The 15,180-nt window shown below is 41.9% G+C and carries 14 protein-coding genes; 7 read left to right on the top strand and 7 right to left on the bottom strand.

Going from position 1 to position 15,180, the window contains the following annotated elements; genetic code table 11:
• Positions 1 to 5 precede the first annotated feature (5 nt).
• The 3 genes from PTW35_RS26000 to PTW35_RS25990 form a co-directional block, all read right to left on the bottom strand.
• Positions 6 to 2,477: a TcfC E-set like domain-containing protein gene (locus tag PTW35_RS26000; protein WP_281028092.1), complete on the bottom strand. Its 2,472-nt coding sequence runs from the start codon at positions 2,475 to 2,477 to the stop codon at positions 6 to 8.
• A 13-nt stretch (positions 2,478 to 2,490) separates the two neighbouring features.
• A complete protein-coding gene (locus PTW35_RS25995) occupies positions 2,491 to 3,225 on the bottom strand; it encodes a hypothetical protein (RefSeq protein WP_281028091.1) in 735 nt (244 codons plus the stop codon).
• A 71-nt stretch (positions 3,226 to 3,296) separates the two neighbouring features.
• Positions 3,297 to 3,824, bottom strand: a complete 528-nt coding sequence (locus PTW35_RS25990) for a CS1 type fimbrial major subunit (RefSeq protein ID WP_281028090.1) — start codon at positions 3,822 to 3,824, stop codon at positions 3,297 to 3,299.
• A 320-nt stretch (positions 3,825 to 4,144) separates the two neighbouring features.
• On the opposite strand from PTW35_RS25990, the gene PTW35_RS25985 reads away from it, so the two are divergent.
• Positions 4,145 to 4,831: a hypothetical protein gene (locus tag PTW35_RS25985; RefSeq protein WP_281028089.1), complete on the top strand. Its 687-nt coding sequence runs from the start codon at positions 4,145 to 4,147 to the stop codon at positions 4,829 to 4,831.
• A 118-nt stretch (positions 4,832 to 4,949) separates the two neighbouring features.
• On the opposite strand, the gene PTW35_RS25980 is transcribed toward PTW35_RS25985, so the two are convergent.
• The gene (locus PTW35_RS25980) at positions 4,950 to 5,225 is read right to left on the bottom strand and encodes a hypothetical protein (RefSeq protein WP_281028088.1); all 276 of its coding nucleotides are present in this window, start codon (positions 5,223 to 5,225) and stop codon (positions 4,950 to 4,952) included.
• A 373-nt stretch (positions 5,226 to 5,598) separates the two neighbouring features.
• Here PTW35_RS25980 and PTW35_RS25975 point away from each other — a divergent pair, with 373 nt between their 5' ends.
• The 4 genes from PTW35_RS25975 to PTW35_RS25960 all read left to right on the top strand — a co-directional run bounded on the left by PTW35_RS25975 (position 5,599) and on the right by PTW35_RS25960 (position 8,691).
• The gene (locus PTW35_RS25975) at positions 5,599 to 6,174 is read left to right on the top strand and encodes a winged helix-turn-helix domain-containing protein (RefSeq protein WP_281029154.1); all 576 of its coding nucleotides are present in this window, start codon (positions 5,599 to 5,601) and stop codon (positions 6,172 to 6,174) included.
• A 12-nt stretch (positions 6,175 to 6,186) separates the two neighbouring features.
• Positions 6,187 to 6,654 (top strand): hypothetical protein, encoded by a 468-nt coding sequence (locus PTW35_RS25970; protein ID WP_281028087.1) that lies wholly within the window; start codon positions 6,187 to 6,189, stop codon positions 6,652 to 6,654.
• 269 nt (positions 6,655 to 6,923) lie between these two features.
• Positions 6,924 to 7,604: a hypothetical protein gene (locus PTW35_RS25965; protein WP_281028086.1), complete on the top strand. Its 681-nt coding sequence runs from the start codon at positions 6,924 to 6,926 to the stop codon at positions 7,602 to 7,604.
• Between the two features lie 451 nt (positions 7,605 to 8,055).
• Entirely contained in the window at positions 8,056 to 8,691 is a 636-nt protein-coding gene (locus PTW35_RS25960) for a peptide deformylase (protein ID WP_281028085.1), read from the top strand.
• A 165-nt stretch (positions 8,692 to 8,856) separates the two neighbouring features.
• Here the strand turns inward: PTW35_RS25960 and ptsP are convergent, their stop codons facing one another.
• The 3 genes from ptsP to PTW35_RS25945 all read right to left on the bottom strand — a co-directional run bounded on the left by ptsP (position 8,857) and on the right by PTW35_RS25945 (position 12,708).
• Entirely contained in the window at positions 8,857 to 11,346 is a 2,490-nt protein-coding gene (gene ptsP / locus PTW35_RS25955; protein ID WP_281028084.1) for a phosphoenolpyruvate--protein phosphotransferase, read from the bottom strand.
• Between the two features lie 19 nt (positions 11,347 to 11,365).
• Entirely contained in the window at positions 11,366 to 11,677 is a 312-nt protein-coding gene (locus PTW35_RS25950; RefSeq protein WP_281029153.1) for a PTS fructose transporter subunit IIB, read from the bottom strand.
• Between the two features lie 350 nt (positions 11,678 to 12,027).
• A complete protein-coding gene (locus PTW35_RS25945) occupies positions 12,028 to 12,708 on the bottom strand; it encodes an FCD domain-containing protein (protein ID WP_281028083.1) in 681 nt (226 codons plus the stop codon).
• Positions 12,709 to 12,962: 254 nt separating this feature from the next.
• Between PTW35_RS25945 and PTW35_RS25940 the strand changes: the two genes are divergently transcribed.
• Entirely contained in the window at positions 12,963 to 13,352 is a 390-nt protein-coding gene (locus PTW35_RS25940; protein WP_281028082.1) for a hypothetical protein, read from the top strand.
• Positions 13,353 to 13,687: 335 nt separating this feature from the next.
• Positions 13,688 to 15,121 (top strand): amino acid permease, encoded by a 1,434-nt coding sequence (locus tag PTW35_RS25935; protein WP_281028081.1) that lies wholly within the window; start codon positions 13,688 to 13,690, stop codon positions 15,119 to 15,121.
• Positions 15,122 to 15,180: the final 59 nt, after the last annotated feature.

Raw genomic sequence — 15,180 nt, 5'->3', positions numbered from 1 at the left:
TTAATTTACCCTCCTTGGCACCCGACTTTGCCCAAATACACGAATTCTTGGCTGTTACTGGTCATCAGGCTGTCGTCGAGGTTGACGGTACAGATTGCGCGGCCCTGACCGTCGAGTAGTTCGATCACCGGGTACTGGCGTGATACCGTCAGCTGGAAATATTCTTCATTGATGGTACCGAGTACATCGACGGTAGATTCGTGGTTGCTGACGGTGATCTTGGACTCGTGGTTCTTCAATGTAACGCTGTCGCTGCCTAAGTCTCTGAAGTCGATGTAGCCAGCGGCCTCGAACGTCTGCCTCGGGTCGATGGACAGAAACGCAAAATTGCCTTTGTAAAGCACGAATTCATGACTATAGTCATCGATGACGGCATTTGATGAATTGATGTACATACTGCTTTCTGTGAAACTGGGTACGGTCACCAAAGTGTTGCTGTCCCTAAGCTTGACGGAGTTCCCCCCGCTGACGTCCGCACGCACCTCGATATTGCTTCCTGGCTGGGTATCCATATTGACGATAACTCCAGAACTGGCCCCGTTCCGGTCGAAGGCATATTGGGTTCCTGAAAAGTACATGTTGCCACTGATCCTTCCATATTGATTGTTGTTGTAGTTACCCTGTTGGGAATCTCGGTAGACAAAGCCACCCAAATAGGCATTGGCACTATTAAATCTAAATGCAGCATCGGCACCGAGCCTTGCGAATTCCTCGCCCCCTCCTGCAGAAAAGGTCAACTGGCTCAGCTTGCTTTCCTCCGGCAGCTGCCTTGACATGATGACTTCGCCATAGGAAGACTCGCGCTGCCCGGTATAGGTGAAGTTGGTGCTCAGTGAGTAGTCCCGTCGGGCACCGAGGGTAAAATTGATTGACAGCGTGGCTAGCAGGTCATCGGTCGATGAGGTCCCCAGTGAGGTACTCAAGTTCGCTGGTACGCCGAATACGCTGACGGCATTCTGGTTCTCGATATTCAACTCACTGTAGTCACTACTGTATTGCGGCGCACTCACCTTTGACGTATGGGCACTGAGCATGAACAGCTTGGAATAGCGGTAGTTCGGCATCAGAGATACGTTCAAGAAATACGAATGGCTATCAGTGCCGAGCAGATCGCTGAAGCGGTAGCTGAAGTTGCTGTTTACCATCTTGTCCAGCAGTGTGCCGGTGTAGTTTGCCTGTAAGTTTATCCCCCAGTCTTTTGACTGGATATCGAGTTCGGTTGCTAGTTTGACGCCCAGAGGAAAAGCCGGCTGGTAATTCATCGTCGACTGGAAATATTGGGCTGTACCTATGTTCAGTATCGAGAACGAACCGGTAGTGAAGTCACTGATTTTGGACTGGTAGGCGAAACCTGCTGCCAGATCATCGTATTCTCCATCCAGTACATCAAGTTGATGGTGTTTCGAGTCCATCATCCCCAGTGCTAGTGTAAAACCATTGTCGGTTAGCGAGTTGCTGACCGTATCTGTAATGGCCTCTAGTTCCTCGCCACTTAGAGACCGGCGTACAATTGACACGTCATAGACGCCGATCGGAAAATCAGAGACAGGGATTTGTGCCATCCCGGCCTCTGCCCTTGTGACGTAGAGCAGGCGGTTGCCGCGGTATACCTCGATCATGCCGCTAAATGGCATGAACACTTGCAGGGGTGAGCCCGTCCCTTGTTGTTTGTTCTTGAATGTTTCGCTGGTTGACGAGTACCAGCCGCCTACCATGTTGCGGCTGGGGATGACCCCGATGCTCGAGTTATACAGATTGTTCTGACCAGAGGACTTGAATCCTAGCTCATGTTTTATACCGGCATAGGTTCTTGAGCCCAGTAACTTACCGACGTTGAGCGAATTGTCCCCGTTGTAACGGTCGAAGATTGGTTCGGCTTCAATGAGGTATTCAGCATAAGAAACCTGCCCGAACAGTGATAGGGAGCCGTTGGAATTGTCACCTTCCGTGAAGTTGGCGTTGTAGCGAATGCTTCCGCTGACCGTATTCACCGTACTGCGACCTATGTGCTCCCGTTCCTGAGAGCCTGTGCCGCTATCGGCTTCAATACCAAAATGCTGGTTCAGGGCCGGAACGGAGCTGTCGTCCGGCTGCAGGTATACCAGCTGCACCTTGTCTTCGTACTTTTCGCGCAGCGTGAAGCTCATCGCCCCGCAGAGGCCTTCGTCGTCGATGATGTCGCGGATGAGAGCGCTTGAAGCGCAGCGGTATGGCTTGTCCAGCTCTAGCTCCTGCCCGCCAGAGCGGTAGAGCTTTGCACCATACCCGGATAAAACAATTTCACCCTCGTCAATAGTTTTATCCAGGTACAGCAGTTCGGTCGGTGTAGCTTCGTGGCCGAGCAGGTCTTCGAAACCTGCTGGGGTCATGAAGCTGAAGCCACTCGGCTGAGCGGAGGTGTTCGTCTGTGCGGCTGCACCCTGGTAGTAATATAGCGTGGCCAAGGCAATTACTATTTTTCTTATTATTTGTGTCATAGGCTTTATTAGCTTACTGACTCGTGATTACTTTCTTACCAACACGTGGTTCGACTAAATCACATTGCCATGATAATTTGCTTTCCCCGTTGATCATTGAACTAAAATCAAGTTGGCGCTTGGGTGGCAGGCGGAATTCCGTAAACACCTTGCAGTCATTTCCCCTGCAGATGTTGCAGCTCTGCAGCAGGGTTATACTGTCACCGCTGTTGGTCACCTTGCTTCCATCGATGTCGAGTTGGTAGGTTGGGTTCGATTTGACGACGGTGGCAAATGTGGTCGAGGAAATAGAAAAGAACAATGCAGCTTTCTTTTCGTCCTTGTTTTCAGCTCCGGTATATTCGACTTCTGTTACTGGGTAAAAGCGGATCTTATAATTCCTATCCGCATCAAGCGCCTTACCGGTATATATTGCTCTTACATTAGTTCGCCCCCCTGGTGGGATGGCTATCTTATCTGGAAGGACAATTAAGTCGTCTTTCTTTAGCTTTCCCTTTATCTCTATGAGTTTTTCATTTCCGGTTCCTATACTTTCAGGGGAAATATAATAAACGCCGACTTTTACGAACCTTGGATTCTCCTTATCGGGATTGGATACCTGAATTAGCGATGATGAATCTTTGCTATTTGAATCTAGAGTCGTTACTTTGTTGGGTACCGATACTTGCATGACATTAGCAATGGAAGGTACGCTAAAAAAAATACTGAATGCTAGTAATAGCCGCGAGAAGTAGTTTGGGTATACCATGGTTTTTTCCAGACTATAAGATATGGAGTGCTTCTGCACTCCATATTTGAAAAGCGAGAGTTTGTTTAAGATTAAAATTTATCTTCAAAAACCATATTAACTACGCCTGTGTATAAACCGGCAATTTCGTATGTAGCTCCCGCTGTTGTCTGTTCTATTGATAGGTCGAGTAGATGTGTCTGAGCTTGATCTGCTGTGTCGTTTTCAACGATGCCTTGTGGTGCACTGGTTAGTGCTTTGTTTCCCAGCTTTACTGTTAACGGTACTGTGGTGCCACCTTTGGTCAGTTGGGCTGCTTGTTGCAGCTGTGCTGTAAGGCCAACCATACTCTTCGCTTCTATACGCATAGTGTATGGGACGAATTTATTTGTATCTTCATCATACTGAAGTTCGATGTCGCTAGGCCATACTCCAAATACAGGGTTGACGCTAAATGTAGCTGAAGGGATTGTTGCTGACAAATTGATGACTTTATTTACTTTATCACCAGTAGCGGCAATAGCTGTTCCGCTAGTAATCAATGCGGCTAAAATTAGTGAAGTCGCGATTCCTGCTTTTGGGCTATGTGTAGCTGCTTTACTATTCTTATTGTTAAACATACTTACTCTTACCTTTTCTTGTGTAATATAAAAGAAATAAAACATGTTAGACATGTTGCTGTGTAATATACGACTTCATTATATCCACCGTTTCTGGAATAAAGATAATTAAAATGAAATTAAAAACATTAATTTATCTTATATTGTCAATGTTATTTGTTATTAAGGATTAATTGAATGTCTGCTAATTGTTTTTAATCGAGGCTGACTTGATTTATATCTAGATCCAGAGTTATATGAATAGCTCCAGTTTTTATTTTATATTCATGATATGACATTTTAAAACTGGATGCTTTCATGTTTAAAAAGGAATTAGTGCAATGGCGCAATTAAAGTTTATTTTACCCTGTGTTTTAGTGGCAGCTTTATCAACCAATGTTTATGCAGAGAGTGGGTATGATTATATTTCAGGAGGTTTTCAATATTCATCGGTTAGTAATAATGATAACTTTTTACCAGAAGATTCTTTCTCTGGATATTATCTAAGTGGATCGTGGAATTTTTACGATAACTTTTTTGCCGAGATAAGGCATGAAATGGTATCTAAAAATAGCTTTGACTTATCAGAGTCAATGATTGGCCTTGGTTATTACTACAATATCTATCCTGAACTTTCCATCTATGCGTTACTTGGTGGGGTAGATTATCGATTAACGTATGATTTGACAGACGATATTATACCTGATGGTGCCCTTGGTGTTTTAGGTTCAGCGAATTTGGGGTTAACTATTAACAATAGTGCACTTGCTGCTGAGTTAGGAATGAAGTGGGATGTGTTAGATAAACTAACAATTGGACCGGCTATACGTGTGATGAACTATGATGAAGTTATTGTAGATTATCGACTTGACTCAGCCTATGAAGTTTATGATGGAGTAAGCGTTGAGGCTAATATTGGGTATCAATCGATGGATTTGGTAAAGACTTTTTTCGATAACTCAAAGATAAATCAGAGCTTAGACTTTGATGAGCTCTATTACCAGCTTGGAGTTAGGTTTTCATTCTGATTAGTTACTCTATAAGAGAATAAATTTATTCCTTCTAAGTTTACGCTTAGGAGGATTTTTTATTGGTGTATATATTTGAAATCTAGATGTATCTAAAGGTTATTAGGTAAGGATATAATTAATATACTATTTCCTTTCTGCTCTGGTACTTAATCTGTTCTGGTGTGATTTTATCAAGCTCATTTTCCTTTAGTTTGTATTTAAGGTCGTTTAAAAATAAATACAAGTGTTTCTCTTTAATGCTCAAAAAGGTACATCGTGTTTTAAACTGGTTACCAATAGTCCCAGACCAGTATAGGAAACCCTCATACTCGATAAGGTTTAACTCATGTGTAGTGAAATTATAGTCATCGTGCAGTGCAGCATTTAATGCATCGATATTAAACTTGTTCATGTGCTTACCTGATAAAATCATTGCAACGTTGTTAACTGGCCTGTGTACAAACTAATATAATTGCTGAGAGGAATACAAAACAGTTAAATAGTATTAATAATTCATTTGTTTGCACTAACGATATTGATGGTGATCTTGTTATAAGTAATTGATTTAAATGTTTTTTTTGCTGGGTTTTTGGCTGCGCAAGGAATGTTGCTGCATTATTGAATGGTTAATGTTAATTAATATTAATTAATAATTATATTGTGTGGATGCCCTTTCTACCCTGTTTTTTTTGATGTACATTCGTATGTGTTTAGGCTAGGCGCTTTATTAAAATTATCATAAAAAATGTTTTTAATAACTTATATACTTAAAGGCGCTATGTGTGATGTGTGATTTAATTGATTTTTCAGGTAAGAAGATTTTTTTAAATAATGAAGTTTATTTAATCGAAGAAAGGAGGTCTATAACAAATAGTAAGAATGGTATTGAAGCGGTATTTTCAAGCTCAGAAGTCTCGATCATAAAAGAGTTGGTCATGTCTGGTGGTAAACCAGTTTCCAGGCGATATCTACTTGATACTTGTTGGGGAGGCCGGGTTGTAACAAATACATCATTAAATGTTGCCATCAATAAAATAAGAGAGAGGCTCAATAGTGTAGGTTTGGAGGATGCTATTATTACTGTTCCGAGATTTGGTTATCAAATAAACTTAACTGATGATGAGAAGCTAGAAGTTGTACCGCTATTTAATCAAAACCAAGATGTAGAACAAAGAATTGGATCTGCCGAACTAGAGAATGATTCAATGAATAACTCTAATGATGAACAGGATAGCTTGATCCGCAATCTTCTTAAAATTAATAGTGTGAATATAAACTTCGACTATATTATTCTTTCCATGTCATGGGTTCTTTCTACAATTACTTTATCTTTGTTTTTTTTTAATATACATTCTGTTTAAGAATTAGAACATATGCATTTATTACATAAATTAAAGCTAATCTATAATGGGTTTTTATTGTCACTAATATCATTTGTTATGTTTGGAATACTAAACAGCCTTTTCGATAACTCTAGTTACAATTTCAAAGGTGAGATTAAGCAGAACTCGAGTATAGCAGATTCATTTAATGAAGAATTTAGTTTTAAATTCATAAAAGGTGAATTTATAGGAAGTTATAGCCTTACACAACTTGATGATATATTGATGCACATTAATTATACTGGCTATTATCTCAAGTTTTTTTCAAATTATATAACATTTTCTATAGCTTCAAGACGTAGTGATAAAAGTATATCTTCTCGATTTACAGTGAAAAAGTTAAAAATATACCCTAGTGATGATTCCTACTTATTAGTTGCTGAAATTCCTTCACTGATTGTTGATAATAAAATAGTAAGAGAGTCGAGAATTAGTTACAGTGGACAACAAGTCAAGTAGAGTTTATGTGTTTTTAACATGAGCGCTCGTTCGTGTTTATTAACTTCCTATACTGTATTTATGAAGGTGGTAATTCAGATTGTTATAATTATCATCTTCATAATATATAATTTTTAAATTATAAAAATATATTATGTTTTGTTTAATGTGTGTTTTATTGATTGTTAATAAAAATTAACTATAAGTTGGTGTACTTAACTTAAAGTATTTCTTTATCATGGCACACTCTAAGTAAATGACTACTAGATGTTAAAAATTTAGGGAGGGGTATGTTAGAGCTTAATGTATACCATAAATTTATAGTTACTCTTGAGCCTGTAATAAATGTTTCACGTGTAATTTCTGGATATGAGGTTGGATTAAAGCCAAAGAACGATCTATTGGTAAGGGATGTACAACTAGATTATAATGATAAATTAAATCTTATCATTTATATGCTAGATAGGCTGACATATTTTGTTGAATCTAAGACGACAGGAAAAAGCTTCTCCGATATCGTTTTTTATATAACATTGAGATCTGAATATTTACAGGAGCCTAGGGTCTTGGTTTTTGTAAATGTTTTAAAAAACTTACTGGAGAGTAAAGGTTCGAGCCTAGTTTTTATTTTCAACGATAATGATTTTTCAAATAATGTAAACCTACTATATTCATATGACTTTTATTACCCAACTTGCACCTCTATTCAGTTAGGGGTTATGTGTTTCGATCTTGGCACGTTTAATCATCTTGATTCAATAAAAAACAATAATATATCGGTTTTGAAATTTAGTTTTGATTTGCGAAGGGTTCAAGAAGTAATTACACAAGTGATACCCGTGTGCAATCATACGAATACTATGTTGCTTTTTGAAAATATTAATGATGAAGGACTTTTTTTTGAAGCTTCAGGTATAGGTAATGCTATTTATAAAGGAGGTATAGCTGGCAGTATTATTTATCTCATATGAGGTTTATGCGTTGTTTTTATTTTTATTTATTGTATGCAAGGACTGAGTTGTCATATTGAGGGTTATTATGGTTCGTTTTTTTGCTAATTTATCAAGTGAATATAAAATAATATATAATTTGTTTGTGCTCTTTTTTATACTTTCATATTTTGTTATTTGTGTCGTTTTATTGGAAACGGAAAATATTATATTGTCTGTACTATTGTTTCCTTATGTTCCAATTGTTTTGTTTTTATATAAGTGTTCAAGTTATAAAAGAAAGTACATAGTTGATTGAAGTCATGTCAAGCTAATGGGCGCCTATGAAAGAAACAATTCTTCGTTTGACTATTTCAATAATTTCTTCTTTGATTATTGCTGCCTGTAGTGCATTTTTTATATATCAAAATGGTGAATATTATATAACGAAAGAGGGTAACTGCCTCTCGTTATTCCTTGAAAGAGTGATTAAATGATGCGTAAATTCTTATTACTATCTTTTTCTATTTTATTAGGTTCAGGCTCACTTATCGGCTGTAGCTCAAGCGGTACTACATCAGGTGACCTCTCCATCAATGATAACGTTTTTGTTGGAGAAGCCCTCAGAACTAATGCAGAACTTGTTGATCCTGTGAGCGATGAAACCAGCTCTATTGCTAATAAACTAATACAGTCTGCGAACTCTGGACAGAATGCTGTTGGTCTTGCCGCACCACAAATTGGTATAGGTAAGTCAGTATTTGTTTATCGGGTTCCAGAACGAATAAACGGAGATGTTATCTTTCCTGAAGAGTGGGAAGTGGCTATCAACGCCACCTATGAACCTGCAAGCGATGAGATAGTCTTGATGCCTGAAGGCTGCTTTTCCGTCCCTCATTTTTACAGTAGGTCGGTGCCTAGATATAAAGAGATACATTATAGCTACTTCACTCTTGACGGCACCAAGGTAGAAGGTACCGCACGGGGTTCTAAAGCACAGATCATTCAACATGAAACCGATCATCTAAACGGTATTTTATACATTGACAAGCTAGATGATGTGGGAAGCCTCGGAAAGCTCAGTGAACTAAAACAATTAAAGAGCAATAAATCAAATCTTAAGCAATAGGGAGGATAGACAATGGCATTACCTTATGTCACTCGGTACTTAGAAGTGTTGAGAAAAACCCCCGGTTCAGAGGCAGCGATGTTTTAAAAAGTTAACACCCCCTGACCGTCCGAACAAGTCAGGGGGGAAGCTTGGGTTTAGTGCTTGTTATTATGGAAAACTCAGTTAAAGAGCGAGTTCTTGTTCTAGCAGTTGGATCATCGCAGCTTCGTCATCGCAGTTTCTCAACTTGTCGCGAAAATCCTGGTGGATCAGCTTGCGGGCTAGTCCTGAGAAGATCCGCATATGCTGATCACCCTGCTCTTTATTGAGTGTCAGCATGATGATGAAGTCCACATCACCCGAGTCGGACTGCCAATTAATAGGCGTTTTCAGCTGGGCAATGCTGATACTTGAATGGCGGATGTTTTCTGACTTGGTGTGTGGGATAGCAAACCCGTGTCCAAGCCCGGTCGAGAATACTGCTTCGCGAGCCCAGATATCGTCTTCCAGGGCATAGGCATTGTCGGTTCGCCCTTGCACGGCCAAGTTGCCGACCAGTGCCTGTATCGCCTCTTCTTTGTTGGCGAAATCAGCGTGCTTGAACACACAATCGATGCCCAGCAACGGCTTCTTCGGTCCAGTAGCAGAGGCATTCTCCAGTAGGGTAGTGACATCCTCGATGGTCGGGCATTGGCATGCTTGTTCGAACAGTTGCTGGCAGTGCTCCAACGTTAGGTGATTTAATGCTGCTTTTGTTGCCGTGATTTTTGGGGCGCTCATACTGATTTCATCAAGCCCGGCACCAACGAGCAGAGGCAGTACTTGGGCATCTGCACCTAGCTCACCGCATAAACCGACCCAACGGTTGTGCTCGTGTGCCGTTTTGACCACGTGTCCTAGCATACGCAAAAAAGCAGGGGCTAGGCTGTTGTATAGGTGCGAGACTTGTCCATTATCCCGGTCTACAGCCAACAGGTACTGGGTCATGTCATTGGAGCCGATACTAAAGAAGTCCACTTCCTGGCAGAACTGGTCGATGATAAAGGCCACAGCAGGCACCTCTACCATGATCCCCAGTTGTACCTGTCCTGAATTAGCAATGTTGCAGCTATCGAGTTCGGCTTTGACCTCGGCAAGCTGCTGTTTAACCCAGCGGATCTCCTCTATGCTCTGGATCATCGGGATCATGATTTTGGTGCTGCCGTATACCGACGCACGTAGGATCGCACGCAGTTGGGTGCGGAACAGTTGCTCGAATTTCGGGTAGATGCGCACGGCACGGTAACCGAGAAACGGGTTGTTTTCTTCTGGAAGGTTGAGGTAATCGATAGGCTTGTCACCGCCAATATCCATGGTACGGATGATCACTGGCTTGCCGTCTGCCGCCTTGAGTACTTCGCAGTAGTGCTCGAATTGCTCGTCTTCTCCCGGCGCCGACTGGCGGTCCATGAACAGCATTTCGGTGCGGAACAAGCCAATGCCCTCTGCACCATTGGCAAATGCCGCTGGTGCTTCGATTGAGCAGGCAATGTTGGCGGCAATTTCAACTCGGTGACTATCGGCTGTGATAGCGGGTTGGTGGGCAAAAGCCGCTTGCTGTTGTTGCTCTTGTTGACGCAGAGTCAGGGCGCGTTGGAAGTAGCGCTGGACAGTTTCGCTGCATTCTGTGGCAAGGATACCGAGCTGACCATCGATATAAGCCTGGGTATTGAGTGCTGAACTGCACTGACTGACTTCAATGCCTGACAGTGTTGGAATACCAAAGGCCCGCGCCAAAATTACAGTGTGCGACGTACTGCCCGCATGGGTTAGCACCAGCCCCTGTAGGTGGTTTTTATCCAAACCGATAAATTGGCTCGGTGTCAGATCACTTGCCAGTAAGATACTCGGCTCTGTCAGTTTACATTCTCGCTGACATTGAATTTCAGGGTAAGCGCAAGTTAGCAGCTGGGTTGCGACATCTCTGATATCCAGAACCCGTTCACGTAAATAAGCACTGGCAGACTGTTGTAGCTGAGTACTGAGTTTGTCGACAGTTGCCAGTATGGCATTGGCAGTAGAATGGCTGCTGAGCAGGCTGGTAATGCTGTCAATGAAGCTACTGTCGTTCACTATTGCCAGATGCGCCGTGATAATGTCTTTCTCGTGATGGCTCGCCGTAGCTGCCATGGCGGATAGCTGGTCGGCAACCTGCTGGTGGGCGGTCTTGAATCGCTCGGCCTCTTGCTCGCGAATATCTGTCGCAAACTTGTTAAGGTCGGTATCGGCAAACATGACTAACTTACCCTGTCCGAGGCCTGCGGCAAGTTTCTTGCCGTGTACCAGGTTTGGCTGGTGGCGCATCAGTGACTGGGGCAGAGGAATATCCTCGATGGTTGCAACAGGACTTAGCGCTTCATCGCAATGAGGGAACTCCTTGGTGATGAAGGTTTCAAGCGTGAGACAGGCTTGTTCGCTGTCCGGGCCATCGAAGATCAGCGTACAGGCATCATCGACTAGCGTATCGGTACCAACCAATGACAGAACGCTTTTGGCATTGCCCTGGTTGCTGTTGCGGTGGTTAACCAAAGTGATGGTGCAATTGAATTGTCCGCAGGCTTTTTCCAGATGAGTGGCCGGGCGGGCATGGATACCGTTAGGGAGAACACAACGGAAAGCAAATTGGTGGGTCATGGATACTACTGCCTTGTAATTAATGCGCTAACAGCTGCTGACATTGGGAAAATACCCGGCGAGGACGCTGAAGGGCATCTTGGATAGTGACTTCTAGACAACGGTGGTTTTTGAAGCGGGCGCTATGTTCGATATTGATATCGGCAGCGAGAATAACGACATCAGCACGCTCGATATCTTGCTCACTGAGGCGGTTTTCGATCCCCATGGCTCCTTGTGTTTCGACCTTGATAGTAATACCAAGTTTTTTGGCAGTATCCATCAGTTTGTCGGCGGCCATATAGGTATGGGCGATACCGGTTGGGCAAGCTGTAATTGCGACCACTCTCATCATTTTCTCCAATCGTTTGAATTCTAGCACCCAGTCACTTGGGTATATTCATTACTATATGGAGAGGCAAACAATGGCGGTAGAAGAGAAAACAACCCTTTACTGGATTTTTGTAGCGCTCACTAACAAGCGTGATAAGTGTCGCATTTTTCTGCGGTGCTTTACAATCAGAGGGCTCAGAGCCGCTGTAGTGGTAAGGCTGCGATAGTTATGTCTTGCCGCCCTTACTTGGACTAGCACTTTTAAGGCTGATTACTCCCGAGGCCAAGGCCATGGCAGTGTTTATTGGTTTGAGGGTAACCTTGTTACTGAACCTTTTTTAGATTCAGTAACATAGGGGCGAATGAGAGTTACTCATTTTCGAGCAAGGTTTCTGTAATTTGGTAGAGGCGCTCAGTGTGCTGGTTAACTAACTTGCAAGCAAGTTCAGTATCTCGGGCTAAGACGGCTTTCATGATCGCTTCGTGCTCACCGTTATCATGGTACTGCTGCTCTGGAGCAAATTCATGATTTAGAAAGAAATGACGGTAACGTTCCTGCTGATCATAAACATATTCCAATAAGTCACTCACAAATGATGAGCCTTGGCTGGCTACAAGTGATAAATGAAACTGTTTGTGACGAATTTCCCAGTCGTCTAAATCAAAGTTGGGATCATCAAGATCAATACGGCTGAGTTTGTGGTATGCCGTCAGGATCGCGAGCTCCCACTCCTCAGTACCATTCTCTATTGCGTCTTTTAAAGCCATATTGCTAATGGCTTGACGTACTTTTAAGATGTCGCGCAGCTCATTCAAGGAAACATCAGCAACCCAAAACCCTTTTTGCGGTTTCATGACGACATACTTTTGCCAACTAAGCTGAACCATGGCCTCGCGCAGAGGTGAGCCACCAACCTGGTATTTGCCCTTGAGTTCGCTTAAGACTAGCTTTTGTCCGGCTTCAAGTTCACCGGATAATATATCATGGCGGATCTGGTGCATTACCTTGTCGCTCAAAGTTGCAAACTTATTATTTTTTGGCTCAGCCATTTTCGTTCTCTTTCTTGCTACCACTAGCGTGGTGACGGTGATAATTGAATCACTTTCAACCTGAATTAATGGTATCCACGTTGTGTTTACACAATTTGAATTACTGTCAATCTAACTGATAGTTTAACATATCATGGATGTATAATTTTATGATCTGCATATAAGAAAAAATCAATATCATCAATGTATTATCTTAATTCAGACTTTTCTGAAGTACTTGAAAGTGTATTTATTCATGAAAGTAATGGATTTAGATGATGCGAAAAGTGATTCTAAGCATAGCTGTTGTAACAAGCATGTTCCTGTTTGACTGGACTCAGTATTCGGTTGTTGTCGGTATGGGTTTGACCGCTTGGCTATACACTCCATTGCTTACTACAGAGTATATTATAAATATATACGAGCAGGAAAATGCAAAACCGCTAACACGAATACCCACTTTCTCAGCTTGGATACTCGCTTTTGCCTGGTTTATCCTCGTTATCTCTTCGCTTTATATCTCCTATGCAATTAATGTAATGGTGCTGTCTAGAGCCCACTATGTTGCCTTGTATATTTTATCACCCGCATTTTCATTGTTTCTTGCTTTAGTTGGGGGATTTTGTGGCCTTCTGGTCAGCCACTTCCAAGCAAAATCTTATTAATTATGTGTGCCGAATTGAGCACAAATTTTTCTTTGATGGTAGTACCTTTTGATTACTCCGTCTCAGCATAAATTCTTCACTGTTACTTCCCCTTCCTAATCTATTTCTGAGATTTTTATTTTAAATCAGGGTCTTATGCTCTGCTTCTCGCTACTTAAGGGGGACTCAATCATAGTCATGCAAACATAATTATCGTTTTTGATCTATAAAATCGATTTTTTATTGGTTGTAAATCACAAAATCGATCTATACGATAAAATCGATTTTTGAGTTTGAGGTGTTAAAAAATCGATTTTCATCTCGAGTATCTAAACTGATCGATTTTGAGGTCTACTATGACAAGCAACAAATCCGCACCTGCCAAAATTGGTGTTTTTAGCTTTGTCATGATCACCGCAGCAGTTGTCATGAGTGTTCGAACACTGCCTATGACAGCCCAGCCCGGTATGATGACAATCTTTTTTACATTAGCTGCAGCTATTTGTTTCATGATTCCAACAGCTTTGGTATCAGCTGAATTGGCAACGGCCTGGCCTGAAGATGGGGGGATTTTTATTTGGGTTAGAGAAGCCTTTGGTGAGCGAATGGGCTTCGTTGCTGTTTGGATGCAATGGATTCAAATGGTATTTGGTATGACATCGATTCTAATGATAATCGGTGCAATCTTTGCCTATGCAATAGATCCTGCGCTTGCAGAAAATAAGATGTACATACTCGCTGTAATTTTGATTATTTATTGGGGGTGTACTTTTGTAAACATGCGGGGTGTCAAAACACTAGGATGGGTTTCAACTCTCTGTGTAATCCTGGGTGTGTTCCTGCCATTTTTTGTACTGGTTGCATGTGCGATTGGTTATTTAGTTACAGGCAATCCAATTGTTACAGATCTTTCATTAACGTCGGCCAATTTAATTCCTAACCTCACGGATAACGGAAACTGGGCACTATTTATCGGCTTTGTTTTCGTAGTTATGGGTATGGAAGTGTCAGCTTCCAATGTTTCATCTGTAAAAAATGCAGAACGTAATTATCCGGTCGCGGTATTCTTAGTCGCACTATTTGTTTTCCTTGTGTCTGTTATTGGTTCATTTGCCATCTTTATTGGTATTCCTGCAGAACACATCTCAATGACTGCAGGCCTGATCCAAGCATTTCAAACATATTTTGATATGTGGGGGCTAGGTTGGCTAACACCTGTCATGGCCGTTTGTATGGCGATAGGCCTTGCTGGACAGGTCAACTCTTGGGTGCTCGGTCCGGTTCGCGGTATTCAAGCAACAGCCAATGCTGGTGCGCTGCCAAAAATTCTTCAGAAAACCAACAAGGAAGGTGTACCTGTCAGCCTGGTTTACCTTCAAGCGATTCTGATTTCTATCGTAGGTATTTTGATTACTGTCATGCCTAATGTAGATGACTTTTATTTCATGCTACTCGGCTTAACGTCTTTGGTTTACATCGTTGCTTACCTATTGATGTTCTCGGCTGCTATTTATCTGCGTTACAAGCGTCCTGAAGTACCTCGTAGCTTTAATGTTCCTGGCGGAAAACTGGGTATGTGGATCTGTTCTGGGCTGGGTATTGCAACCTGTCTACTTGCTGGATATTACGGCTTCCTTCCACCTTCCACATATGCAGGTACGGCTTCGGAATACTTTAATTTCCAATTTATCGGACTCGTTGTCATGGCTGTTATTCCGCTGCTTGTTTATGCATGGGGTAAGAAGTCATCGGCAGCGAAACAAAAATTAGCGATGCAAGAAACACATTAATAAATCGGATAAACAATCCAATTTGTATGAATTCATAAAGTAGTAAGTAAAGGTTTTAT

It is taken from the genome of Photobacterium sp. DA100 (assembly GCF_029223585.1).
GTDB lineage: Bacteria > Pseudomonadota > Gammaproteobacteria > Enterobacterales > Vibrionaceae > Photobacterium.
This window is presented reverse-complemented; position numbering and strand designations above follow the sequence as displayed.